Annotated in this window: 24 protein-coding genes, 1 tRNA gene and 1 pseudogene; 16 read left to right on the top strand and 10 right to left on the bottom strand. The window is 35.8% G+C overall.

Features of this window, described 5'->3' with window-relative positions:
• Window positions 1-52: 52 nt before the first annotated feature.
• A protein-coding gene (locus ABWU55_RS06230) for an IS5-like element ISWpi1 family transposase (RefSeq protein ID WP_209472412.1) occupies window positions 53-885 on the top strand; the annotation gives its coding sequence in 2 pieces (ribosomal slippage) (window positions 53-422 and window positions 422-885; 834 coding nt in all).
• A gap of 126 nt (window positions 886-1,011) precedes the next feature.
• Here the strand turns inward: ABWU55_RS06230 and ABWU55_RS06225 are convergent.
• From ABWU55_RS06225 to rsmA, 6 genes are all read right to left on the bottom strand, one after another.
• Window positions 1,012-1,182, bottom strand: coding sequence for a DDE-type integrase/transposase/recombinase (locus tag ABWU55_RS06225; protein ID WP_080717647.1), 171 nt, complete (start codon window positions 1,180-1,182; stop codon window positions 1,012-1,014).
• A 255-nt stretch (window positions 1,183-1,437) separates the two neighbouring features.
• Entirely contained in the window at window positions 1,438-1,584 is a 147-nt protein-coding gene (locus tag ABWU55_RS06220) for an IS3 family transposase (RefSeq protein ID WP_080717648.1), read from the bottom strand.
• A gap of 59 nt (window positions 1,585-1,643) precedes the next feature.
• Window positions 1,644-1,775, bottom strand: coding sequence for a hypothetical protein (locus ABWU55_RS06215; protein WP_255322265.1), 132 nt, complete (start codon window positions 1,773-1,775; stop codon window positions 1,644-1,646).
• Entirely contained in the window at window positions 1,775-1,909 is a 135-nt protein-coding gene (locus ABWU55_RS06210; protein ID WP_007548354.1) for an IS3 family transposase, read from the bottom strand. The genes ABWU55_RS06215 and ABWU55_RS06210 overlap by 1 nt, the downstream gene beginning before the upstream one ends.
• A gap of 63 nt (window positions 1,910-1,972) precedes the next feature.
• Complete coding sequence (gene guaB / locus ABWU55_RS06205) at window positions 1,973-3,466, bottom strand: IMP dehydrogenase (RefSeq protein ID WP_264329759.1); 1,494 nt, start codon at window positions 3,464-3,466, stop codon at window positions 1,973-1,975.
• Window positions 3,467-3,582: 116 nt separating this feature from the next.
• Window positions 3,583-4,395 (bottom strand): 16S rRNA (adenine(1518)-N(6)/adenine(1519)-N(6))-dimethyltransferase RsmA, encoded by an 813-nt coding sequence (gene rsmA / locus ABWU55_RS06200; protein WP_209472716.1) that lies wholly within the window; start codon window positions 4,393-4,395, stop codon window positions 3,583-3,585.
• Between the two features lie 78 nt (window positions 4,396-4,473).
• On the opposite strand from rsmA, the gene ABWU55_RS06195 reads away from it, so the two are divergent.
• Together ABWU55_RS06195 and ABWU55_RS06190 are read left to right on the top strand one after the other, a co-directional pair.
• A tRNA-Thr gene (locus ABWU55_RS06195) sits at window positions 4,474-4,546 on the top strand.
• A 24-nt stretch (window positions 4,547-4,570) separates the two neighbouring features.
• Entirely contained in the window at window positions 4,571-5,299 is a 729-nt protein-coding gene (locus ABWU55_RS06190) for a triosephosphate isomerase (protein WP_341811154.1), read from the top strand.
• A 213-nt stretch (window positions 5,300-5,512) separates the two neighbouring features.
• Here ABWU55_RS06190 and dprA read toward each other — a convergent pair whose 3' ends face one another.
• Window positions 5,513-6,601, bottom strand: a complete 1,089-nt coding sequence (gene dprA, locus ABWU55_RS06185) for a DNA-processing protein DprA (protein WP_353286263.1) — start codon at window positions 6,599-6,601, stop codon at window positions 5,513-5,515.
• A gap of 61 nt (window positions 6,602-6,662) precedes the next feature.
• On the opposite strand from dprA, the gene ABWU55_RS06180 reads away from it, so the two are divergent.
• The 11 genes and pseudogenes from ABWU55_RS06180 to ABWU55_RS06130 all read left to right on the top strand — a co-directional run bounded on the left by ABWU55_RS06180 (window position 6,663) and on the right by ABWU55_RS06130 (window position 16,218).
• The gene (locus ABWU55_RS06180; RefSeq protein ID WP_063630600.1) at window positions 6,663-7,037 is read left to right on the top strand and encodes a ferredoxin family protein; all 375 of its coding nucleotides are present in this window, start codon (window positions 6,663-6,665) and stop codon (window positions 7,035-7,037) included.
• Between the two features lie 193 nt (window positions 7,038-7,230).
• Window positions 7,231-7,479: a hypothetical protein gene (locus ABWU55_RS06175; protein ID WP_353286262.1), complete on the top strand. Its 249-nt coding sequence runs from the start codon at window positions 7,231-7,233 to the stop codon at window positions 7,477-7,479.
• Window positions 7,480-7,847: 368 nt separating this feature from the next.
• The gene (locus tag ABWU55_RS06170; protein WP_255324786.1) at window positions 7,848-7,976 is read left to right on the top strand and encodes a hypothetical protein; all 129 of its coding nucleotides are present in this window, start codon (window positions 7,848-7,850) and stop codon (window positions 7,974-7,976) included.
• Window positions 7,939-9,252, top strand: a complete 1,314-nt coding sequence (gene ltrA / locus ABWU55_RS06165; RefSeq protein ID WP_006280268.1) for a group II intron reverse transcriptase/maturase — start codon at window positions 7,939-7,941, stop codon at window positions 9,250-9,252. Before ABWU55_RS06170 ends, ltrA begins: the two co-directional genes overlap by 38 nt.
• 93 nt (window positions 9,253-9,345) lie before the next feature.
• A complete protein-coding gene (locus ABWU55_RS06160; RefSeq protein ID WP_353286261.1) occupies window positions 9,346-9,933 on the top strand; it encodes a hypothetical protein in 588 nt (195 codons plus the stop codon).
• Window positions 9,934-10,021: 88 nt separating this feature from the next.
• Window positions 10,022-10,975, top strand: a complete 954-nt coding sequence (locus tag ABWU55_RS06155) for a D-alanine--D-alanine ligase (RefSeq protein WP_264705764.1) — start codon at window positions 10,022-10,024, stop codon at window positions 10,973-10,975.
• Window positions 10,956-11,714, top strand: coding sequence for a cell division protein FtsQ/DivIB (locus ABWU55_RS06150; RefSeq protein ID WP_209472708.1), 759 nt, complete (start codon window positions 10,956-10,958; stop codon window positions 11,712-11,714). The genes ABWU55_RS06155 and ABWU55_RS06150 overlap by 20 nt, the downstream gene beginning before the upstream one ends.
• A 1,212-nt stretch (window positions 11,715-12,926) precedes the next feature.
• Window positions 12,927-14,033 carry a D-alanyl-D-alanine carboxypeptidase family protein gene (locus ABWU55_RS06145; RefSeq protein ID WP_182366631.1) on the top strand — a complete coding sequence of 369 codons (1,107 nt, stop codon included), beginning with the start codon at window positions 12,927-12,929 and terminating at the stop codon, window positions 14,031-14,033.
• Between the two features lie 99 nt (window positions 14,034-14,132).
• Window positions 14,133-14,447 carry a DMT family transporter gene (locus ABWU55_RS06140; protein WP_010082606.1) on the top strand — a complete coding sequence of 105 codons (315 nt, stop codon included), beginning with the start codon at window positions 14,133-14,135 and terminating at the stop codon, window positions 14,445-14,447.
• 16 nt (window positions 14,448-14,463) lie between these two features.
• Window positions 14,464-14,808: a DMT family transporter gene (locus tag ABWU55_RS06135; protein WP_006279756.1), complete on the top strand. Its 345-nt coding sequence runs from the start codon at window positions 14,464-14,466 to the stop codon at window positions 14,806-14,808.
• A 266-nt stretch (window positions 14,809-15,074) separates the two neighbouring features.
• Window positions 15,075-16,218, top strand: a pseudogene (locus ABWU55_RS06130) (transposase).
• A gap of 141 nt (window positions 16,219-16,359) precedes the next feature.
• Here the strand turns inward: ABWU55_RS06130 and putA are convergent.
• The 3 genes from putA to secB all read right to left on the bottom strand — a co-directional run bounded on the left by putA (window position 16,360) and on the right by secB (window position 22,738).
• Window positions 16,360-19,500 carry a bifunctional proline dehydrogenase/L-glutamate gamma-semialdehyde dehydrogenase PutA gene (putA, locus tag ABWU55_RS06125; protein WP_353286260.1) on the bottom strand — a complete coding sequence of 1,047 codons (3,141 nt, stop codon included), beginning with the start codon at window positions 19,498-19,500 and terminating at the stop codon, window positions 16,360-16,362.
• 134 nt (window positions 19,501-19,634) lie between these two features.
• Window positions 19,635-22,220, bottom strand: a complete 2,586-nt coding sequence (gene acnA, locus ABWU55_RS06120) for an aconitate hydratase AcnA (RefSeq protein WP_353286259.1) — start codon at window positions 22,218-22,220, stop codon at window positions 19,635-19,637.
• A gap of 14 nt (window positions 22,221-22,234) precedes the next feature.
• Window positions 22,235-22,738: a protein-export chaperone SecB gene (gene secB, locus ABWU55_RS06115; RefSeq protein ID WP_006279761.1), complete on the bottom strand. Its 504-nt coding sequence runs from the start codon at window positions 22,736-22,738 to the stop codon at window positions 22,235-22,237.
• 164 nt (window positions 22,739-22,902) lie between these two features.
• On the opposite strand from secB, the gene ABWU55_RS06110 reads away from it, so the two are divergent.
• Together ABWU55_RS06110 and dnaQ are read left to right on the top strand one after the other, a co-directional pair.
• Window positions 22,903-23,553, top strand: a complete 651-nt coding sequence (locus ABWU55_RS06110) for a Tim44/TimA family putative adaptor protein (RefSeq protein WP_010962367.1) — start codon at window positions 22,903-22,905, stop codon at window positions 23,551-23,553.
• 17 nt (window positions 23,554-23,570) lie between these two features.
• Window positions 23,571-24,266, top strand: a complete 696-nt coding sequence (dnaQ, locus tag ABWU55_RS06105; protein WP_353286258.1) for a DNA polymerase III subunit epsilon — start codon at window positions 23,571-23,573, stop codon at window positions 24,264-24,266.
• Window positions 24,267-24,282 lie beyond the last annotated feature (16 nt).

Below are 24,282 nucleotides of genomic sequence, written 5' to 3'. Positions count from 1 at the left end.
TCCGGAAACTAGTAAAAGGCTATAATATCTGAAATTTTAGTACGGGGTAAAGATGAGAAAAAAGTATCCAACAGATCTAAGCGAAAGGGAATGGGCAAGAATAGAAAAACACTTCAGAGTATCATACAAGAAAGGAGGAAGGCCGCCAAAGTATAGCAAAAAAGAAATATTAGAAGCAATTTTCTATGTATTGCGTACAGGGTGTCAATGGCGGTATTTACCAAATGATTTTCCGCTATGGAAGACTGTGTATGAGCAGTTCAGGCAATGGAAGAAGCAGGGAATTTTTGAGAAAATGAATTATGAAATTACAAAATATAGTAGAAGAAAAATAGGAAGGAATGAGCAGCCGAGTGCCTGTATAGTAGATAGTCAATCTGTAAAGACTACAGAAAAGGGGGGATCAAAGGCTATGATGGAAGTAAAAAAGTAAAGGGTAGAAAAAGGCATATAATTACAGACACTCAGGGTTTTATACTAGGTTGTTACGTAGGCGCTGCTAACGAAAATGATAGAGATGGTATTAAAATAGCATTAAACAATATGAGAACAAAATATACTAAAGTTAAAAAAATGTGGGCTGACATGGGATACCAAGGAAGAAATTTAAAGAATCACATAAAGGAAGAATATGACATAGATATTGAAATTGTTAAAAGGCCTCCATGTAGATTTTGGGTGCACAAAGATACGCCACCTGAGCTACTACCAACAAGAGAACAAGGGTTTAAAGTACAGCCAAGAAGATGGGTTGTAGAAAGGACTTTTGCTTGGGTTAATAGGAATAGAAGGCTATCGAAGGAGTATGATTTACTCACAACATCCACTGAGAATTTCATATACCTAGCTATGAGTAGGGTTATGTTAAAGAGGGAATATGCTTGAATTTACTAGTTTCCGGACAACCTCTAATAGTAGAATGTCTACGTTATTTGTTACAAAAGATTTCTATGTATTCAAATATGGCAGTTCTGGTTTGTTGAGCGAGAAGTATCAATAAGCAGCTCCCTTTTAAGTGAACTTTTCTGCAACAGAGTTATCGTAACAACAGCCCTTATGGCTCATGCTGGAAATGATGTTTTTTGTATTCAATAGAAATTGGTAATTTTGAGAGGTATACTGTGACCCTTGATCGCTATGTAACAGCAGATTTTTATCGGGTTTGCGTTTATCAACGGCCATCAATAAAGAATCTATAACTAATTATCATGTTACTCATTAACCACCATGCGTGAATATAGGTCAATTATTGCCGCCAACAACCTTCTTTAGTTTTTATGTAGGTAATCCCAAACTTTATTTGGCTGATCAGTAGTAAAATTTTGATCCAATGTGTTCGGAGCCACAACTCGGTTGCTTATTTGCTGTTTTTTATTTTTGAACCTTCGTCTAAACTTGGCTTTAATGCCATTTTCTTGCATAACACTTTGTACTGTTTTAATTTTTGCCTAAAGCTTTTAATTCAGCGTGAATTTTAGGGGCTCCATATCTGCATTTAGAAGCTTGATGTATTTTTTGAATATCTGCTAGAAGCCCTTCTTTTGCTAATTCTTTACTGCTTTTTTCCTTAGCAACCCATACCACCAGTACAAAACCCTACATAGTTCCTGTGTTTTATAGCAATTTCTATATAAAAGAATACTTTACTCTTTTTCTTTGCCCAGGGCTTTTTTTAAGATGTCTCTTTCTCTTATTAGCTCTTTTTTTAGATCAAATCTTTCTTTGTCATAAGGAGCCTTTGCCTGGAAATGCGTATGCTCCAGACATTTTTCCATTATATTTTCTTACTTAACATACTGCCATCTATACCTAGATCTTTTGCTATTTTTGTACTTGCTTGACCTGTTTCTTTAACCAGCTTAACAGCTTCTAATTTGAATTCTGCTGTATATTCTCTTCTATTTGTCATATTTTGAAAAAACGTTTTATTTTACTCCAAAAACGTCTTAACTTTCTCTCTACTTTTTCTGGACTACTCCGAATCGGTTGACAAATTGGACGTTTGATAAGCATAATTTGGAGCTTCTTGTGTAATGACTATATCATGAGCGTGACTCTCTCTTAATCCTGATGCAGTAATAGTAACAAATTTACAATTTTTTTTCATCTCTTCTATATTCCTATTACCAGTATACCCCATTGCAGCTTGCAATCCGCCAATCAATTGATGGATTACTCCTGAAGCTGGACCTTTGAATGGAACTCTTCCTTCCACTCCTTGTGGAACTAATTTGAGTTTTGAATCTTTATCTTGAAAATAACGGCTAGCTGAACCTCGTTTCATTGCACTAATAGATCCCATTCCTCGATAGCCTTTATATGCTCTGCCCTTATACATAATAATCTCACCTGGGCTTTCGTCAGTGCCAGCAAAAATCGAACCAATCATCACAGAGTCAGCACCAGCTGCAATAGCTTTTGCAACATCTCCTGAGTATTTCACCCCACCATCAGCAATTAGTCTGACGTTTCTTGCTCTACACGCCTCTGCAACACTCTTGATTGCAGAGAATTGTGGCACACCAACACCTGTAACTATTCTGGTTGTACAGATTGATCCTGGTCCTATTCCAACCTTCACTGCATCAACACCCGCATCAATCAACGCTTCAGCAGCCTCCTTTGTTGCAATGTTTCCGCCAATTAATTGCGTATTAGGATACATCTTTTTTATTTCCCTAATGGTATTGATAACGTTTTCGGAATGACCGTGAGCAGTATCCACAACAACTACATCAACTTCTTCTCCGATCAAAGCTTCACATCTGTCTATACCATCTTTTTTACCAGTGCCAATTGCAGCGGCAACTCTGAGACGCCCTTTACTGTCTTTACATGAATTTGGGTATCTATTGTATTTTTCAATGTCTTTAACCGTAATTAAACCTATACAACAAGAATTTTCATCTACGACCAAAAGCTTTTCTATTCTATTTTCATGCAACAATTTCATTGCTGAGGCACTATTCACTCCCTGCTCCCGCACTGTCACTAACTTATCTTTTGTCATCACTTCGGAAACTTTTACATTCATGTTCTGGTCTTCAATAAATCTCACATCTCGGTTAGTTAAAATTCCAACTAACTTGCGTTGATCGACTACAGGAATGCCAGAATAATTGTGCTCTCTCATTAATGAAATTGCTTCCGCAACTGTTTTATCCGGTGAAATCGTAATTGGGTTATACACGATCCAACTTTCATATTTTTTCACCCTTCTCACTTCTAAAACTTGTTCATCTATTGATAAATTCTTATGTATGCAACCTATCCCTCCATGTTGGGCAATAGCTATTGCAAAGCCCGATTCAGTAACAGTATCCATTGCAGAGGATATGAGAGGGATATTTAGTTCTATACTATTTGTTAAATAAGTTTTTGTATCTGCATCGCAAGGCAATATATTAGAATAGGCTGGCAAAAGAAGTATATCGTCAAACGAATAACAAGCTTCCATTTTTTTCATAGGCTTTATTTAAAGCTTATACGCCAATTAATTAAATTGCAATAGGCAAAATTAGCTAGGAGCCTTTAATTGTATAGCTCTAACTGTTTTTAGGAGATAGAAAAGCTATATGGTTGCTAATACATTTTATTGCAAAATAAGCATTCTACATTATTTGCCAGCAAACAAAACTGCTCAATAGTTAAGTTTTCTGGACGCTGGTTTCCGCTCAATTTAGCGTTTTCAAGGACAGTTTCAGCGTGGTTCGTTATATTTTGCAAGCTATTTCTCAGCATCTTTCTTCTTTGAGAAAAAACGACACGTGTTAATCTTGTTAAGGTTTCCAAATTTACTGCAAACTTTGGGGTAGGCAAAGGATTTACTGTAATTACTGAAGAATGTATTTTTGGTCTTGGAAAAAACTCTTTAGGTTCAATATCAAATTCCTTTTTTATATCACATAGCAACTGGCTTAGCACTGATAAGGAACCATAATCTTTAGAATTGGGTCTTGCCGTAATGCGATCTGCTACCTCTTTTTGAAACATTAATGTCAAGTTCGTAAAAAATTTTATATTATTTAACCACTTTAAAAATAACACTACCGAGATATTGTAAGGCAAGTTAGCAATAACTTTAACTGGGCGCTCTATCAGCTCTTCTTCTGTAACATGCAGTGCATCCGCTTCTATAATTCTATACTTTCCTTGATGCTCATTTAGCAGTTGGTCATGGTGTTTTACTAAATCTCTATCTTTTTCTATAGAAAGTAGAGACTTTGGATTATGCACCAATATTTCTCTTGTTAATGCACCATATCCAGGACCAATTTCAATGACATTAAAATTTTCCAGACTACCAGCTAAAGCGACGATTTTTTTTGTTATCTCACTCGATAAAATAAAATTTTGCCCTAGACTCTTTTTTGGCTTCAGTAAAAATTTTTTCATATTATTTTCATTATACAGTATTTTAAAAATTAGTTGACGAAAATTCATTGATAATTGTATATTATTAATGTGTTTAACGCCGGCTTAGCTCAATTGGTAGAGCAACTGACTTGTAATCAGTAGGTTGTCAGTTCAAGTCCGACAGCCGGCACTCTCGCCCATATAAGTAAAGTTGATGTCCTTTTTAATAGTAGCAAATTGGAAAATGAATGGAATGCGTTCTTCATTTGTTGACTTTATAGGCAAACTTAACAACAAGAGCAACGAAATTACCTCTAAGCTAGTGATTTGCCCTCCTTTTACATCATTGCCAGATAGTATAGAGCTAAGCAATAATATTAGTATAGGAGCACAGAATTGCCATCAGAAAAAGTCCGGTTCTTACACAGGTGAAATTAGCGCAGAAATGTTAAAAGAACTAGGGTGTACTTACGTAATACTTGGGCATTCTGAAAGGGCTAATGAAAAAGATAGTGAAATAAAACTTAAGTCGGAAATAGCAATAGAATCAGGCTTACACCCAATTATCTGTGTAGGTGAAAATTCAGAAGATTATAAGAATGAAAAAACAAAAGAAGTAATAGAATATCAATGTAAAAACCGCTTGCCAACACACGGTGAATATACCGTAGCATATGAGCCAATATGGGCAATAGGCACAGGTCATGTGCCAAATAATGATGCAATTACTGAGGTGATAGAGGTAATAAAATTGTGTACTGGTAAAAAACACATTATATATGGTGGTTCAGTTAGTTCAGAAAATATAGAAAATTTGTTAAATATTTCAAATTTATCAGGAGTTTTAATTGGCAGTGCAAGCTTAGATTTCGATCACTTTTATAAAATTATACAACAAGTTGAAAAAAAGTTTTCTCTTATCAATTCTAAAATCAGCAACTAAGAATCCTATGACAAATGACATCATTTCAGTGTCAAGCATATATAGCTAACCCAAGAAAGATTTCCCTACGTCATACCGCGATTCATTCGCGGTATCTCAGCATAGATTCCGCTAACGAGTAGCGGAATGACGAATTTGTTGTTTTTCAAATTGTAGGTAAACCTAAGCCACTTTAGCTATATCTGTACGAACATCTAGTATAGCTAAAGTAATCTAGAAAATTAACGATATTTTATTCCCCGGTGAACGCTCTATTTTGTTTTCCAACTCTAGTTCTAAAAGAGCCATTAGAGCTATGTTGGTAGAAAGTCCGCTTGCTAATATAAGTTCATCTATATCAACAGGTACAGAGTTAATATGATCAACTATAACAGATTTTGCCTGTTGTAATTTTTCTTGTTTTTGGTTAACAAAATGGTGCTCAACATCAAATAGGTTTTTTTGCTGCGGAGGTAAACTAAACCTAATACTCTCTATTATGTCATCAGCGGATTCGATAAGCTTAGCACCGTTTTTAATTAAATAATTACTACCACTACAGCGTGAATCTAAAGGGAAACCAGAAACTGCAAACACCTCTCTCCCTTGATTTAAAGCAAAATCTGCTGTTATTAGAGAGCCAAAACGTTTCGATGCTTCAATCACTGCAACACCCAGCGATAGACCAGATATAATTCGATTCCTTTGAGGAAAATACTGAGGCTTTGGTTTAGTAGCAAATGGAAGCTCAGTAACTATTAATCCGCCATTCTCGGTGATTTTTTTGTATAGATCAAAATTCTCTTTTGGGTACACCACATCAATCCCACTTGCTGTAACAGCAATAGTGGGATGATCTTTGTATATTACACTGTTTGCTGCAGTATCGATTCCTTTTGCAAGTCCAGAAACAATAACAAAACCAGCTTCGCTTAAATCAAGTGCCAACTTATTGGCAAAATTTCTTCCATTTATTGAAGAGTTACGCCCACCGATTATTGCAATTATCTCACGGCTTAATAATGATATATCACCAAGCGCAGTTATTACAGGAGGACAACTAGAGATATTTCTTAAAAGATCAGGGTAATCTGGGTCACATGCGGGTATAATTTTAGCTCCAATTCTTTCTGCATTATTGATTTCTTCTCGTGCATCTTGAATGCCATACACCTTATTATTAGCCACCCTATTGAGATATTTCAACACCTCATCTAGCGATCCATGTGTTCTTAGTATACTAAAAAACTTTATTGGTCCTATAGTTCTAGCCAAGCTTAACCATACTTCTAATTCTTTGTTGTTCAATTTATTTATCTTCATAAAAGACTTGAATTTCTTATCAATTTAGTGTACCCAAGATAATACAAATATACAGTGTTTTATGACGCATTTTGTTACAGATAAATGCATAAAATGTAAATATACGGACTGTGTGGAAGTATGTCCCGTTGACTGCTTCTATGAAGGTAAAAACATGCTCGTGATTAACCCAGATGAATGTATTGATTGCGGAGTGTGCATACCTGAGTGTCCGGTGGATGCAATTGTAACTGATGATTCCATAAAAGATATTTTAGAACTAGATGAAGAGTTGCTGAGCAGCGAACAAAAAACTTTCAAGTCATTTTACAACATAAACGTAGAATACTCACAAAAATGGCCAAATATCACAGCTAAAAAACAACCTCTCTATACTGCAGAAGAGTATAAGGAAAAAAAGGATAAAACAACTTATTTTGATGAAAATTTAGAATAATGCTACTGAAGGAAAAGAAACTTTTTGTATTTCAGGGTTGTTGTTTTTGGTTGCTGAAAATAGTTGCGTTATCTAAGTTGTTATGCTGATAAATTAGTATCGATTAACTTAAGGATTAAGGAAAAAGGCTTATTGACTTTTGAAATATTTGATTATAAAATTAGCTATTAGCATCAAATCTTGGGGGTAAGTTGTGAGTATAAATAAAAGAGAAACCATTAAAAAGATTGAAGGGTTACTTTTTCAAGTGAATGGTGATCTTGAAAAAACATGTGATCTATTATCAACAGTAGAGTTAACCGAAGATGATATTAAAATATTGCTGAAAGAGATGATAAAAGAGTATCATAGCTTATCTGAAAAGATTTCTTATAGTTGTGGAATTACTGCAGGCGGTGCACAAGATGCGTGCGCCAAGAAGTGCGTAAGGAACAGTTGGTGAAAATCCAACACGGGTAAAGCTTAGCCGGCAACCTGGAACAAACCATTATGCTGCGTAAGGTAACGAGCGTAGTAAAGCTAATGGAATGGACAACATAGGGTGCAACGAAAGTGAAGGTATTGAGTCCCGTAATTCACGCGTCATGGGGGCTGACACTTTACATTTGGTGGAAGGCAACATGGGTAATAACGCTAAGGCAAGATATTACTCACCTCATCGGGATCGAAGGCCGCGTCATGTGTTGAGATGGACCTTACGTGAACTTGGGAGATCCTTTGTATTCCTGTAAGGGTACTCTGGAACAAGTCAATAAAGGCGAGGACTGGAGGAAGATGCAAAGGAAGTCGGACTAACTGATAGTACTCGGAGTGTGGGAAAGCCACATACAAGGGGAAGCGGTTAGCAATATAGTGACTGGTATAGGGATTGCTATACCAATACAACAGAGATTGGAGGAGTATGCAAGGAAAACTAAACCAGATAGCAGTAAGGGCTAAGCAAGATAAGCGAGTAAAATTTACATCATTAGTTCATTTGATTAATGAAGAGAATCTTGCAGAGTGTTATAAGGAACTAAAACGCAACAAGGCTTGTGGTATAGATCGTGTGACAGTGGAAGCTTATGGAGAAAATCTAGAAGAGAAACTTAAAACACTAGTGGATAGTATGAAGAGAAAACAATATCAACCGCTACCAGTGAAAAGGGTATACATACCCAAAGCCGGGAGCAAAGAGAAGCGCGGTCTCGGAATACCATCAACGGAAGATAAGTTGGTACAGGTAATGCTAAAGAAGATATTAGAAAATATTTATGAAGCAAACTTTATGGACAGCTCGTATGGATTTCGACCAGGAAGAAATTGTCATCAGGCGATAAACGCTCTAGATAAAGCAGTTATGCACAAACCAATTAACTATATTGTAGAAGTGGATATCAAGAAGTTCTTTGATAATGTTCAACATAAATGGCTAATGAATTGTCTAAGGGAACGAATAGCTGACCCAAATTTATTGTGGTTAATAAAACGATTTCTAAAGGCAGGAATAGTCGAAGTTGGATGTTATAAAGCAACCGATCAAGGCACACCACAAGGTGGTATAGTAAGCCCTGTATTAGCTAATATATACTTACACTATGTGCTGGACTTATGGTTTGAAAAGAAATTTAAGCCAAAAGCCAGAGGATATTTACAGCTAATAAGGTTTTGCGACGATTTTGTAGTTGGCTGCGAGAGGGAAGAAGACGCAAAAGAATTTCTAGAATTACTGAAACAAAGACTAAGTAAATTTGGGTTGGAAATAGCTGAAAATAAAACAAAAATAGTAAAGTTTGGTAAGAAAGAATGGTATCAAGCAGAAAGAGAGAAACGTAGGACGGCTAGCTTCAACTTTCTAGGATTTACACATTATTGTGGAAAAAGTCGTAATGGTAAACTTATGATGAAGCAGAAAACTTCAAAAATAAGCCTAGCCAGAAAGATTAAAGAAATCAAAGAATGGTTGAAGATGGTACGAAGTCGTATCTGTCTCAAAGATTGGTGGCAGAAACTTAAAGCCAAACTAACAGGACACTATAGCTACTTCGGAGTTAGCGGAAATTATCGGTGTTTGATTCAATTCTATCGACCGGTAACAAAGTTAGCATTTAAGTGGATAAACCGACGTAGTCAAAAGAAAAGTATGGATTGGGAACAATTTATACACTATTTAAAAGTAAATCCATTACCAAAACCAAAGGTATATGTTTCTTTATACACAGGAGCACTAGTGTGAACGCTGTATTGTGGAGCCGTGTGCGGGAAATCCGCAAGCACGGTTCTTTTGGGGAGACTATGGTTATGAGACCAAATCGCTGGTTTCAAGGTCATGAGTCTCTACCAGACCAACGCAAACAGCTTCAACGAAGTTTTTAAGCTAGGTTCACAAGAGTTAGCATTAGCAATGATGTCAGATTTCAGAAAGTCTTATGATCAAGAATTATTTAAGAAATATAAAAAAGAAGAAATGTCTTATCTTGAAGGAGAAGGAATACAATTTATTAGAGAATTGAGAGTTCTAAGTAGAATACTTACTATATCTTTAATAAGGAAACTTGATGAAGTTTACAAGTTTACTCCAGAAGAAATTGAGCGTTTGAAGGAATATATGTTAGTTAGCAACTATGATACAAGCAAAAGTCTTTCTGATATAGACAAATATATGCATGCACTATCTGCCTTAATTAAAAACTCTTCACTTGATACAAAAAAGATATTTGAGCTAAATAATCGAATGATAATACACAATACAGCCTTAATTGATTTAGTAACTAGTGGAGTAGTGAAAAAAGAAGAAGCAAAAGAACAATCTGCTGAGGATTTAGAAAAGCTTATCTGTGAACAGTATAAAGGTGCAGCAAACACGCCACTACCGTTGCCGAGCACGCTATTTGAAGTGGATAAAAAAAGTGCTTGAAGAAAGTAAGAAGGTCTTATAGTTAGCCAAAGTAGGTATTTAATAAGCTTAATGTAACCATTATATATGCTATATAGTAAAACATAGAATGCTTATGGTTCCAACTATAGCAATTTTAAGTGGTGGGTTTTCTTGTGAGAGAGAAATATCGCTTATGAGCGGAAAAGCAGTAAAGAAGGCGCTCGATAGCCTTTCATATAATGCAATAGAAATAGATGTTGACAGCAACATTGCTGAAAAGCTTAGAAAAATTAATTCGGGCCTTGCTTTTATCGCTCTGCATGGACCTTATGGTGAAGATGGCTGCATTCAAGGTTTATTGGAGATTTTAGGTATAAAATATACACACTCAGGAGTTATGGCTTCTGCTGTTGCTATGAATAAAGTGATGTCAAAGCATATATTTCGGTCCCTTAGTATCGACACTCCAAAAGGTTATGTAATTAGCCGAGAAGATCTACTAAAAAATAATATTAAAATTGATTATCCGTACGTCTTAAAACCAATTAATGAAGGTTCAAGTATTGGAGTGTACATAATTTTCTCGCACGAGGATTACTTAGAACTGAAAGATAATAGTTCTACTATAATGGAAAAGATGATCGTAGAAGAATACATACCGGGCATAGAGTTACATACTGCTGTATTGCTGGATGAAGCAATTGGCACTATAGAAGTACGACCAAAAAATAAATTCTATGATTATGAAGCAAAGTATACAGATGGATTTACAGAACATATATTTCCTGCTGAAATTCCTAACAATATATATAAAATGACCTTGGAACACGCACTGAAAGTTCATCAATTTTTAGGATGCAAAACTATTTCCCGCTCAGATTTCCGTTATAATCCCAAAAATAACACTTTAAAAATGCTTGAGATTAATACACATCCTGGCTTTACTGAGTTATCGTTAGTGCCAGAAATTGCAAAATTGGCAAAAGGAATCAATTTTAATGAATTAGTTAAAATTATTATTGAAGATAGTTTGCAGCACAAAAATATTAGGGATTTAAGTCATGTTGAGCAGTATTACTAGAAGCCAAAGGAGTTTTTTGCGTAAGTGTGCCTTGGTTATTATCACAGCACTTTTTCTTACGCTAATACTTTACAGCTCACTTGATAAAATAATAAATCGATTTAATTACTACTTTACTTGGTATAATGACTGCCTATCTAGTTTATTACTCAGTAGTGGATTTTCAATCGACGAAGTAGTCGTGAGCGGCAATAAATTTACAAACAAAAAGGATATTCTAAGTTTGACAGATAGAACGCAACCTATCCTGTATATATCACTTTCAAAACTTGCCGGTAACATACAATCCGTAAGCAGATGGATAAAACACGTAAGAGTTCACAGAATTTTGCCCAATACTCTACACATTAATATAGATGAGCATAAACCGTTTGCTCTCTGGAAAGATAATAACAAAACCTCGGTAATTGATTTTGAAGGTAAAGTGATCGTAGATGACTATTTAATAGATGATCTTGTTGTAATTACAGGACAAAACTCATTATCAAACCTAGAATTTGTTAGAGATGTGTTAGAGAGTAAAACTCAATTAAGTGACCACATTTCTTCTTTTGCTTATATAGGGAATAGAAGATGGAATATCATACTTGATAACGATTCCACAGTAAAACTGCCTGAAGATAACCCTTATAGTGCATGGGACTATTTAAACCACTTACACAATACAACTGATTTTACTTTCAGCGATTGGAGTATTATTGATATGCGTATTACTGATAAAATTTTTGTGAAGAGGTGATCTGCTGTAATCCAAGTAGCCCCTTTTCCTGTCATCCCAGTGCCCAGACACTGGAATCCCGCCGCGAACCGTCATACCGCGATTCATTCGCGGTATCTCAGCCGCTAACAAGAGATCCCGCTAACACGTAGCGGGATGACGAGGTTATCGTCATGTCACCGCGAACCGTCATATTGCCACGAACCGTCATACCGCGATTCATTCGCGGTATCTCTTAACATAGATCCCTTATTTAACCGCCATACCTTAACATAGATCCCGCTAACACGTAGCGGGATGACGAGGTTATCGTCATGTCACCGCGAACCGTCATATCGCCACGAACCGTCATACCGCGATTCATTCGCGGTATCTCTTAACATAGATCCCTTATTTAACCGCCATACCTTAACATAGATCCCGCTAACACGTAGCGGGATGACGAGGTTATCGTCATGTCACCGCGAACCGTCATACCGTCACGAACCGTCATACCGCGATTCATTCGCGGTATCTCTTAACATAGATCCCTTATTTAACCGCCATACCTTAACATAGATCCCGCTAACACGTAGCGGGATGACGAGGTTATCGTCATGTCACCGCGAACCGTCATACCGCGATTCATTCGCGGTATCTCAGCCGCTAACAAGAGATCCCGCTAACACGTAGCGGGATGACGGTTGTCGTTTAGCTATAAATATTTAAGAAATTTACCAAACGAAAAAAAAGGCAAAAGAAGCCCCGTGGTTGGCTAATTACTTACATTATACTTTCAAGTATGGCGTTTTTTTATTCTAAACGCTTAATAACCGCGATTTAGCTGCTTTTTAATGCAACTAACCTTTAGTCATAAATGTTTAAGAAATTTACTAAACAGAAAAAAAGGCAAAAGAAACCCTAGGGTAGCTAGTTATTCACTATCCATTTTTTAAGTTGGCGTTTTTTTATGTTTTAAATGCTTTATAAGCGCATTTTAGCTTATATTAGGTAAAAACCTAGAAATTTTATAAAGACATAAGGTGCACATAGTGCAAAAAATTAAACATGAGACGCCAGATACGTGAGTTTTTTTGTCATTTAATCTGTACAGAGAAGATAAATAAATAGCTTCAGTTTCATGATAAGGGGGCTGGCGAGGTTTGTCAAGGAATTTTTATGCAAGAGATCTATTGAAATGCCCCTGTAAAATTATACTATTAATTAGTACACTATAAATTTAAAATTATAGATATGTTAAGCAGATTGGTAATTTTGCTATTAGTTTTTATACTTCCTTTTTCTTCATACTCATACCAGTTTAGAACCAAAGCAAAGCAAGCAGTAGTCTTAGATTTAGCTTCAGACTCATTCATTTTTGACCATAATTCTGATGAAAAAATGGCCCCATCTTCAATGAGCAAGCTAATGACTTTATATATAGCCTTCGATTATCTAAAAGCTGGAATAATACACATGGAGGATAAATTTCGAGTAAGTAGAAAAGCGTGGGAAAGGAGAGGCTCTTCTATGTTTTTGAAAGAAGGTCAATCCGTTACGGTGAGGGAATTACTTGAAGGAATTACAATAGTCTCAGGCAATGATGCCTGCATAACACTAGCCGAGGGCATTGCAGGATCAGAAGAGAATTTTGTGGCTGAAATGAATGAAGTTGCACAAAATTTGAATCTGAATGACAGTCATTTTGTCAACTCAAGCGGGTGGCCAGATGAAGATCATTTTATGAACGCAAAAGACTTGGTAATGCTGGCAAAAAGGATTTTCACCGATTTTCCTGAATATTATGATTTATTTTCCGAACAATATTTGACATATAATGAAATTGTACAAAAGAATAAAAATCTTCTACTTTTTCACGATATTGGGGTTGATGGCTTAAAAACCGGTTATACAAATGCTGGTGGTTACGGCATTGTAGCATCTGCAAAACGAAATGATAGGAGAATTTTTGCTGTCGTAAATGGTTTAAACACTGAGAAAGAGCGAATAGAAGAAGCAAAAAGATTGATACAATACTCCTTAAATCATTTTAACACTAAGAAAATATTCGTTAAAGACAGCGTAGTTGAGGAAGTAAATGTTCTCTATGGAAAAGATAGAAAAGTGCCTATTACAGTTGCAAACGATGTTACCATAACTTACAACCGCAAATTGCATGACCAAATTAAGGTGCGTATTGAATATAAAGATATGATACCTGCACCCATTAAAAAAGGTCAAGAAGTGGGCGAAGTTTTTGTAGAAATACCAGGTATTGAGCAACAAACTACACCACTTTATGCAGCAAATGACGTGCAGGAATTGAATTTCGTAGAAAAGTTTTTTAGGATGTTGTTTTAAGTTTGATATTAAAGCAATTCCGAAAGAGAGATCTATTACACTTTAGTGTAGTTTTAACTAACAATTTCTGTTACAATACAAGATTGAAATGTTACGAAAATGTGCTGGTTGTATTTGTTGCTGTCTAGTATCCTAGAGATACTGTGGGCTGTAACGCTAAAGTTTAGTAACAGTTTTACTAAAGTTGTGCCTTCGATTGCAACATTGGTAATTATGATCATTAGCATTTACTTTTTATCTCTTGCAGCATGCTTTCTACCTATTAGGGTATGCTATGCAGTTTCCTCTGGAATATGCACAATTGGAATAACTATAATTGGTGCAACCACTTTCACAGAGAATATTAATTTATCTCAAGTTTTATGTATCGTTTTAATTGTAATAGGAAGCATAGGGCTAAAGCTCTCTATTTAAACCTAAAAATTTATGCATGAATTGGATATATTTACTCTTATCGTCACTAATTGAAGTGTTCTGGGTCATAACACTTAAGCATAGTTATGGATTTACTCATCTCGTACCATCAATAATTAGCATACTCTCCATGGCTCTTAGTACATATTTACTTTCGCTCGCTACACGTTCTATACCTATCGGAGTATGCTATGCAATTTGGACTGGAGTGGGCGCTATAGGAGCTTCGATACTTGGAGTTTACCTATTTGATGAACCAGTTAATTTATTCGAAGTAATATGCTTTATTTTAGTTACATTCGGGATTATAGGATTAAAATTGTTTGATACTGCAAAACAAACTGTTGATAAAATGGAATAAAAGATCCCACTGGGATGAAAGAAGCAGATACTCCATATTGTCATGCAAATTGGAATCCAGACTTTTTTCTATATAGCATGGTGAAGACGGGAAACCGTAACCGTTCACACAATGGCGTCAACTTAAGGAAAAATGTCAGAGATTGTGTATAAAATTTCTCTCCAAATTTTTTATCATTAAATTATCCAAAGAGTGCAAGGGACAGCACTTTTGTTTCTGTTTTATTTCAACAAAGAAGTCTAAAATGTGTCCTTTTTAGGTGAAATATGCAAAAAGGAAAAAACCTTATTCTACAAATTAAAAATATAATATACTCGAAAACTTTTCAGAAAATCCATTGTGTTGAGTTTTACACGAACAAGAAAACTTCCTTTTTCGACAGTATTTTCTATGATTTTAAAGTTAGTTAAAAAAAGTTTGGGAATAGAATGTGAACTTATGGAGCCATTGACATGTACCCTCAAAGCAAGCTTTTTCTAAAGCAAGATATAAGATTTGCCATACAGGCTTTCAAGAATTTAAGCATCCAAACAGCCTATCAGGATGAACCTGAGTTGGAGAGGCTATAGACTTATTGCAGCAGATGGTTCTGGTATGAGATTACCCAGCTCTGGGGAAATTGTATCCGAGTTTGAACCAAATGGAACAACAGGCACCATTGGCAATTTGTTTGTTGATTTGTGTACTTCATTGATTTGCAGTGCTCGTCTTGCAGCTTGGAATATAGGTGAACAAACGTTGGCGGCAGAGCAATTACCCGAAGTTATCACTCAAATGCGTTTATTAAATCAAGAGAAATTATTATTTATCTATGATCGTCTTCAGTAAAATTCATTCAGCAGCATTATAATTTGGAAGTAGATTTTATTTTTCGCTTGCAAAAAAGAAATTATAGTAAGCTATGGGAACGCTGGCGAATTAGATTTTGATTTTATATTAGAAAATGAAAAGCTAAAAAATAAAATGAAAGGACAGAAAGTAAGAGTTATAGTGCTGACATTAGCCAACTGAGAAACAGAGTTTTTGACCGAGACTTTGGAGCAAAGCTTATGTGTTAAGGTGGCACATAGAGGAGTGCTATAAACGACTCAAAGTAGGAGCAGAGTTAGAGAATTTTTCTGGAGAGGCTGTATTACAAGAATTTTGGGCAAACTTGGTCATGTGCAATATATTATCGCTTCATATATGTGATGCACAAGGGCCTTGGAACCCAGATCAAATTACTGAGTATCGTTTAAATTTTTCAGTTTTATTTAGTGTAATGAGACAGAAACTCTATCAGGTACTTATTGCGCCAAAAAACTTTCAAGCCCTTTTTAAGTATACGCGCTAAAGTTAAAATCCGACCGGGACAGCCGCAATAAAGTAGATAAGCCTAAACGCCATCATGTCTTTAGGAGAGTTTGCTAATGAAAGTTCTTAAGTTGACGCCATTGGCTGAACGGATACGATTTATTTCAGTGCATGAGCTGGTCCTTTTCGGGTTTTAGCGCTGTGTACATAACTGCACGAACGTCTAGTTTAGGGGTAAGAAAAATTAGGGCCCGCAAATTAATCCAAACACATAAGTGTAGTGTTACCACCAAATGCTGTAGTGTTAACACTTACAACTTTTTCTGTAGAAAAACGCTGTAAATAATGAGGACCACCAGCTTTTGGCCCAGTGCCAGATAGTCCTCTACCACCAAATGGTTGTATCCCAACTGCTGCACCTATCTGGTTACGGTTGATGTAGACATTTCCAACTGATATTTTTTTACTTATAGTGTCAATTTGACTTTGTATACGACTCTGCAAAGAAAACGTAAGCCCATATCCAGTACTATTTATATCACTTATAACTTCATTTAATTGTGACTTGTTAAAACGTATGATATGTAAAATAGGACCAAATACTTCTTGCTTTAATTGCGAAATTTTTTGTATCTCATAAATATATGGAGGAAAGAAATAACCATTATGAGAATTTGTATCCATGGGTACTTTAAATAACAGATTTGAATCTTTATCCTCTGACATTTTTTGCGTATGTTGAGTGAGCATATCGATAGATGCTTTATCAATTATTGGACCAATATCAGTACTAAGTTGTATTGGGTCACCAATCTTGAGTTCTTGCGCTGCACCGCATATCATTTTTATCTGCTTCTCTGCTATGTCCTCTTGAATAAACAGCACTCTAAGCGCAGAACAGCGTTGGCCAGCGCTGCGAAACGCAGAAAGCAAAACATCCGTAGTCACTTGCTCTAAGAGAGCAGAGCTATCAACAATCATAGCATTTAATCCGCCAGTTTCAGCAATAAGTGGTACGATAGGACCATCCCTATTTGCAAGCATTTTATTGATTATTTGAGCAGTTTGTGTTGAGCCAGTAAAAGCTACTCCGGCAATTCTATTGTCTGGAACTAATATTTTGCCTAAATATCCACCATCCCCAGGAATGAGGTGTAACATATTCTTTGGTATCCCAGCTTCATGTAGTATCTTAACAGCTTCGTAGGCAATAATCGGCGTTTGCTCTGCCGGTTTTGCCAGCACTGCATTACCTGCTGCAAGTGCAGCTGAGACCTGCCCAATGAAGATAGCGAGCGGAAAATTCCACGGTGATATGCATAAGAAAACTCCTCTGCCTTCAAAAAAGATGAAGTTATCTTCACCTGTTGGGCCCGGCAATTTTTTCCAGTCGCTCAGTTCATTTTTTGCTATCATTGCATAATAACGCAGAAAGTCGATTGCCTCTCTTACTTCTGCTATTGCATCGGATAAAATTTTTCCTGCTTCCACAATCAGAATGTAAATTAACTCTTTCATCCTTTCCTCAAGCAAATCTGCAGCTTTTTCAAGGCATTTAGCGCGCTCTTCTGCTGAAACATTCTGCCACTTAGCAAAAGCACTATGTGCTATTTCAAGAGCGTTTAAAGCTTGATCGCTTGTTGCACTTGACACTTCTCCAATTACATTTTCCAAATGTGCAGGATTCACTACTTCGATAAATTCAGCATTATCAAATAGTGCTTTTCCATCAATTATTGGTCCAATTTGCCACTTTTTTTCACTAAAACCCTTTATATCATCTGCAAATTGTGAGACTATCACAGAATCACTAATATCCATCCCCAAGGAATTTTTTCTTTCTGGTCCCAAAATATCTTGTGGTAATGGAATGCCTGGATGAGGTTCATAATTAAAATTTATAGCTTTTTCCAGTGGATCTGAAATTAACTCATCGATTTTAACGTTAGGATCACTTATTTGATTAACAAACGAACTATTAGCTCCATTTTCAAGAAGGCGTCTTATAAGATAAGGCAACAAGTCACTATGTTCCCCAACGGGTGCGTAGACACGACAGCTAACATTTGTTGCAAGCTCTGACATTGCATAATCATATAAGTCTTTTGCCATTCCATGTAAGCGTTGAAATTCAAATCCAGGGTGGTTTTTATCAGCAAGTTCCATGATAGAAGCAAAAGTATAGACGTTATGAGTTCCAAAGCATGGGTAAAAGCTGTTTGGTTTACTCAAAAGTTTCTGTGCGCACACGAGGTAAGATACGTCAGTATAGCTTTTTCTTGTAAATACTGAGTAATCATTTAATCCCAATTCTTGCGTACGCTTGATTTCTGAATCCCAATATGCACCTTTTACAAGCCTCACCATAATTTTGTGCTTTGATCGGATAGCAACATCTTCAACAAAGTCAAGAACAGATAAAGCGCGCTTTTGATATGCTTGCACAGCCAAGCCAAGCCCTTCCCACTCAGAAAGTGACTCATCAAGACGCAATTGCTCGAATAAAACTAATGACATCTCAAGTCTTTCTGATTCTTCTGCATCTATACATAATGAAATATTGTATTTTTTTGCTTCATGACAAAGCTCTAATAGCTTAGCTCTCAGCTCTTCAGCTATATTATCGAATTGGCTGAATTCATAACATGGGTGTAAAGCAGAAAGTTTGATTGAAATTCCATGGGATTTAAAACAATCATTTATTTCAGTGGATTCACCTATAGCTTTTATTGAGTGCATATATGAATTAAAATACTCTTCTGCATCCTCAGCTGTGTGAGCAGCTTCACTGAGCATATCAAAAGAGTATAAAAACTTACTATTGTCATCTAATTTTGCGTACCTTAAAGCTTCTTCTATGGTTTCTCCAACAACAAAATGATTACCAAGCATAGACATTGCTTGTTTTACTGCTTTGCGAATGATCGGTTCTCCTAAATTCTTAAGTAACTTAGAAATTGCGTAATAGAACTTCGAATCGCCTTCATTATCTCTCAATATACTGCTACCTATCATTAAACTCCACGTGGAAGCATTGACGAACAATGAAGAAGAATATCCTAAATATTTACTCCATTCTTGATTGGCAATTTTATCTTTGATTAGCTCGTCTATTGTATAATCATCTGGTATTCTAAGTAGCGATTCAGCAAGGCACATCAATGCTATTCCTTCATCATTGGAAAGCGAGTATTGCTGCATAAAGGAATCTACAATACTTAGTTTATTGTGTTTGATTTTTTCAATAACTTGTTTTGCAATATTATAAATTCTATTTTTTGAATCAGCTGAAAGCTCTGCTTTTTCTACAAGATAACGTATATAACTCTTTTCATCAGTACGATAAAATCCTTGTAAACGTTTTCTGAGTTCATTAGGTTCTTGTATAGAGCTTATCATATATAATTATCTCCAAAAAATACTCCGACACCATATGTATGGTGAAATTATATCATAACTTTGCGCAGAGCAAATTGCTATTTACAAAGGGATCAGGGCTGGCTAAAAGAAGTCCATGCAATAACTTCACTAAATCAAAAAGATTGTGCAAGTATGTAGCTCAACACTCCACCACACATCAAGTATTTAGTCTCAGTTGCGGTTTGTACACAGCATTTGAGTTGAATTGATTGCTTTGAATTATCCTTTCTTTTGATGATGCATTCTAGATTTCCACCTGGCACTATTTCACCTTTTATGCTTATTACCTCGCTACCATCAAATATCTTTCTGGTTATTCCATTTTGGAATATAAGTGGAAGAACACCCATGCCGATCAAGTTGGACCTATGTATACGCTCAAAGCTTTCTGCAATGACAACTTTAACCCCCAACAATAAAGTACCCTTTGCTGCCCAATCCCTACTTGAACCTGTGCCATACTCCTTTCCTGCCACAATGATGAGAGCTTCCTTGTAGCGCATTGCTGCATCAAAAATCGACATAGTTTCTTGAGAAGGAATATATTTTGTATAGCCGCCTTCGATGCTTACCATTTCATTTTTTATTCTAATGTTAGCAAAAGTCCCACGCATCATTACATTGTGGTTACCACGACGAGACCCATACGAATTAAAGTCCTGTGGCTCAATTCCAAGATTTTTTAAATATATACCTGCAGGACTACTTGAGGCAATATTTCCAGCAGGGGAAATGTGGTCAGTGGTTACGCTATCGCCAAACATTGCCAATATTTGTGCACCTTTTATATCGATTTTATTATTTTTAGGTGATAAATTATCAAAATAGGGCGGATTTTGTATGTAAGTGCTATTTGCATCCCAATTATAGATTTCACTTTTTTCACACTTTATCTTTCGCCAATGTTCATCACCAGAAAAAACATCCTTATACTTTTGTATAAACATCTCACGTGTTACCACATTTTTAACACAATCTTCGATTTCATTGTTTGTTGGCCATATATCCTTGAGATGGACGTCATTTCCATTCTTATCTTTGCATATTGAATCTTTTGTCAGATCAATTTGCACAGTACCAGCAAGTGCATATGCAACAACAAGTGGCGGAGATGCCAAGTAATTAGCTTTGACTAACGGATGAATTCTTCCTTCAAAGTTACGATTGCCAGATAAAACTGCAGCAACGGTTAAGTTTTTGTTTTTAATGCCATCTTCTATATCTTTATTAAGTGGACCAGAATTCCCAATGCAAGTTGTGCAACCATATCCAACTAGATTAAAACCCAAAGCATTTAGATCTACCTGCAATCCAGACTTTTCTAAATATTCTGTTACAACTTGTGACCCTGGAGCAAGAGAAGTTTTAACCCAAGGCTTTGATTTTAATCCAAGTTTAATTGCATTACGAGCTACAAGACCTGCAGCAATCATCACACTTGGATTAGAAGTATTAGTGCAGCTTGTTATTGCTGCAATAACTACACTTCCATCTTGGAGTTTATCGCTTTCCTTTGACTCATTAACTAAAAATGATTTAGAAAAAGACTCTGCCACTTGTGAAAGAAAAACCTTATCTTGTGGTCTTTTGGGACCAGCCATTACTGGCTCCACGCTTGATAAATCAAGCTCTAGTGTGTCAAAAAATGCTAACTCGTCACTACTACGCCACAGTCCTTGCTCTTTCGCATAAGCCTCAACTAGCTTAATCAGCTTTTCTGGCCTTCCGGTTAAGCTTAAATAATCTAGCGTTTTTTGATCAATTGGAAAAAATCCACAAGTTGCGCCATACTCCGGGGCCATGTTTGCTATAGTGGCTCTATCTGCCAAAGATAAATAATCTAAACCATCACCATAAAATTCTACAAACTTACCAACAACGCCTTTTGTTCTTAGGATATTGGTAACCGTCAGCACTAAATCGGTCGCAGTTACTCCTTCCGACAATCTGCCAATTAATTTAAATCCAACTACTTCTGGAATCACCATACTAATTGGTTGACCAAGCATCACAGACTCAGCTTCTATGCCTCCAACACCCCAACCAAGAACTGATAATCCGTTAACCATTGTAGTATGGCTGTCAGTACCAACTAAAGTATCAGGATATATGACTCCATCATTATTACACACAACTTGCGCTAAATATTCAAGATTCACTTGGTGGCAAATCCCTGTGCCAGGCGGCACTACTCTAAAATTTGTGAAGGACGATTCTCCCCACTTTAAAAATTGATATCTCTCCAAATTTCTTTTTACTTCTAACTCAACATTCTTACTGAATGCGGAAACACTTCCATAACTATCTACTTGAACAGAATGGTCAATCACAAGATCAACCGGTACAGACGGATTTATATTGCTTGGGTTTCCTCCATTTTTCTTAACATAGTCCCGCATTGAAGCTAGATCAACAACAGCAGGAACCCCTGTAAAATCTTGCATCAACACCCTTGCTGGTTTATAGCTAATTTCGTGATTAGTGTGTTTATTAACACAGTCTGCTAGTACTCTTATGTCATCTAGCTTTACGTTCACTCCATCTTTATTGCGCAATAAACTTTCAAGCAGAACCTTAAGTGAGCAAGGCAATTTAGTCACATCTATTCCTAAAAATTCACTAGCACTACTTAGGCTAAAATAGTTGTATGACTTCCCGTCAATGTTTAAAGTCGTTTTTGCATTTAAAGAATTGTTCATCCTATCACACTATATTAGTTAAAATTGGAATTACTGCCGTTACTTTTTTGTTGTTGACCTTGCTGCTCATACATAGTTTCGAAATCTATCGGATCTAGCATTAGTGGGGGAAATCCACCACTACTTGTAACTCTTGCAATTATTTCTCTTGCAAAAGGAAAAAGAAAAGTAGGTCCACCAATAAACAAAGCTTGTCTTACTTCTTCCTCACTCAACTCTTTTAAATTTTCTATTGAAAAAATGCCACAATATTTCGTTTCACAAATGAAAGCTACGCCATCTTTTATGCCTTCATCTTTTACCGTTGCTTTGACTTCTATATGCAAAGTAATTTCATGGAAAGATTTTTCTTCATTCACTTCTTCTTTGTTTTTCGTCCCTTCTAATTTTGCTGAATTGATATTAACCATTACGTTAATATCTGGAGCTTTACTAGAAGAAAGGAATGGCGAATTCGGATTCTCAAATGATAGATCTTTAACATATTGACCGTGAATTCTCATTTTTTGTTGTGGCATTTCTTACGTCTCCTTTAATTAAGTTGAGATATTTAATACTTTCTTATATAATATATTCATTTACAAACGAATAGCAAACCTGATTATAAGTTGATATGAAAAACATATTTTCATTAATAATTAATAATGTTCGGATACTTTATATGCCAAGGAGTTGAGTTACTATGATAGAGCTTGTAATATATGCTTTATTAGCGGCGTTCATTTTTTCACGTTTGTATAATTCTTTAGGAAGGTCAGCCAACCTCAACCTAAAAAAGCTAACTAATGTATTGGATGTAAGCCGAAGTAGAGAAGATGTAGTAGAAAACATTGAGGGTTACATTGATAGCAATGATGAAAATTCAATAAAAGTTACTTATAAACAAATATTAAAAAAAAACAAAGATTTTTCTATTTCCCACTTTATAGAAGGTTCAAGCATAGCTTTTGAATTAATAATAAAATGTTTCAATCAAGGAAATTTGTCTCAGTTAAAACCACTTCTCGATAAAGACTTATATGATAATTTTGCAGAGAAGATTAAACATCGTAAAGAGGTGCACGAGTCTATAATTGTTTCTATCGTTTCACAAAAGATTTTAGAAATAAAGCTAGTAAAAAACGCAGTGTTTATTGCAGTATATTTCCTTTCAGAGCAAATTAACTTCGTTAAGAACAATGAAGGAGATATAATATCAGGTAGTACATCCACTATTAATAAAGTTGAGGATGTATGGCAATTCAAAAAAAATGTTAATTCATCAGACCCAAGCTGGTTGCTTGTTTCTATTCACTATAAAAAGACAAGTAACGATAAGACAAATGATAAGTAAGATGAGTTTTATTTGAAATGGAAAGCAAGCTACGCGAAATAGTACTTGACACTGAAACGACAGGTCTTGACACTGAATCTGGTCATCGAATTATTGAAATAGGGTGTGTGGAATTAATTAACCGCATTCCAACAGGTAAAGTATTCCATCGGTACCTTAATCCAGAAAGAGATATACCTTATCACTCGTTTAAGATTCACGGTGTTAGTGAAGAATTTTTAGAAGATAAACCATTATTTTCAGATGTTGCACTTGAATTTCTTGACTTTATATCTAATGATATTTTGGTAATTCACAACGCTGAATTCGATGTTAAGTTCCTTAACATGGAGTTAAGCAAGCTGAATGCTGGGTTAATTTCCTCAGACAGAGTGCTAGATACATTACCTCTTGCGAGGAAAAAATTCGCAGGATCACCTGCTTCTTTGAATGCATTATGTAAGCGTTTTGATATATTGCTAGAGAATAGAGAATTGCACGGAGCACTAGTTGATGCTCAATTGCTTGCAAAGGTATATGTTGAACTTACAGGAGGGTTACAAACCTTTCTGTTTGATAATGAATGCAATCAGGACAGTAACTCCACATTCGTTCAGCATAAAGTACGTAATCTAACTCCCAGAGAACATTTACCAAATAGTGAAGAAATTGATGAACATAAGAAACTGTTAGACAAAATTAACAATACACTTTGGAATAGATATATTGAATAGGTTAACCAATAAAGAT

This window comes from Wolbachia endosymbiont (group A) of Crataerina pallida (assembly GCF_964028475.1).
Taxonomy (GTDB): domain Bacteria; phylum Pseudomonadota; class Alphaproteobacteria; order Rickettsiales; family Anaplasmataceae; genus Wolbachia; species Wolbachia pipientis.
Note: the sequence above shows the minus strand (reverse complement) of the source record. Positions and strands in the feature narration are given on the sequence as shown.

Bases quoted from the DNA above. Each gene is read 5' to 3' on its own strand.
- ABWU55_RS06155 (WP_264705764.1), top strand. From the start codon at position 10,022: ATGCTTATGGTTCCAACTATAGCAATTTTAAGTGGTGGGTTTTCTTGT.
- putA (WP_353286260.1), bottom strand. From the start codon at position 19,500: ATGATAAGCTCTATACAAGAACCTAATGAACTCAGAAAACGTTTACAA.
- ABWU55_RS06150 (WP_209472708.1), top strand. From the start codon at position 10,956: ATGTTGAGCAGTATTACTAGAAGCCAAAGGAGTTTTTTGCGTAAGTGT.
- acnA (WP_353286259.1), bottom strand. From the start codon at position 22,220: ATGAACAATTCTTTAAATGCAAAAACGACTTTAAACATTGACGGGAAG.
- ltrA (WP_006280268.1), top strand. From the start codon at position 7,939: ATGCAAGGAAAACTAAACCAGATAGCAGTAAGGGCTAAGCAAGATAAG.
- ABWU55_RS06190 (WP_341811154.1), top strand. From the start codon at position 4,571: ATGTCCTTTTTAATAGTAGCAAATTGGAAAATGAATGGAATGCGTTCT.
- ABWU55_RS06215 (WP_255322265.1), bottom strand. From the start codon at position 1,775: ATGGAAAAATGTCTGGAGCATACGCATTTCCAGGCAAAGGCTCCTTAT.
- ABWU55_RS06140 (WP_010082606.1), top strand. From the start codon at position 14,133: ATGTGCTGGTTGTATTTGTTGCTGTCTAGTATCCTAGAGATACTGTGG.
- ABWU55_RS06110 (WP_010962367.1), top strand. From the start codon at position 22,903: ATGATAGAGCTTGTAATATATGCTTTATTAGCGGCGTTCATTTTTTCA.
- ABWU55_RS06210 (WP_007548354.1), bottom strand. From the start codon at position 1,909: ATGACAAATAGAAGAGAATATACAGCAGAATTCAAATTAGAAGCTGTT.
- ABWU55_RS06160 (WP_353286261.1), top strand. From the start codon at position 9,346: ATGAGTCTCTACCAGACCAACGCAAACAGCTTCAACGAAGTTTTTAAG.
- guaB (WP_264329759.1), bottom strand. From the start codon at position 3,466: ATGAAAAAAATGGAAGCTTGTTATTCGTTTGACGATATACTTCTTTTG.
- rsmA (WP_209472716.1), bottom strand. From the start codon at position 4,395: ATGAAAAAATTTTTACTGAAGCCAAAAAAGAGTCTAGGGCAAAATTTT.
- ABWU55_RS06180 (WP_063630600.1), top strand. From the start codon at position 6,663: ATGACGCATTTTGTTACAGATAAATGCATAAAATGTAAATATACGGAC.
- ABWU55_RS06145 (WP_182366631.1), top strand. From the start codon at position 12,927: ATGTTAAGCAGATTGGTAATTTTGCTATTAGTTTTTATACTTCCTTTT.
- ABWU55_RS06135 (WP_006279756.1), top strand. From the start codon at position 14,464: ATGAATTGGATATATTTACTCTTATCGTCACTAATTGAAGTGTTCTGG.
- ABWU55_RS06225 (WP_080717647.1), bottom strand. From the start codon at position 1,182: ATGGCCGTTGATAAACGCAAACCCGATAAAAATCTGCTGTTACATAGC.
- secB (WP_006279761.1), bottom strand. From the start codon at position 22,738: ATGCCACAACAAAAAATGAGAATTCACGGTCAATATGTTAAAGATCTA.
- dprA (WP_353286263.1), bottom strand. From the start codon at position 6,601: ATGAAGATAAATAAATTGAACAACAAAGAATTAGAAGTATGGTTAAGC.
- dnaQ (WP_353286258.1), top strand. From the start codon at position 23,571: ATGGAAAGCAAGCTACGCGAAATAGTACTTGACACTGAAACGACAGGT.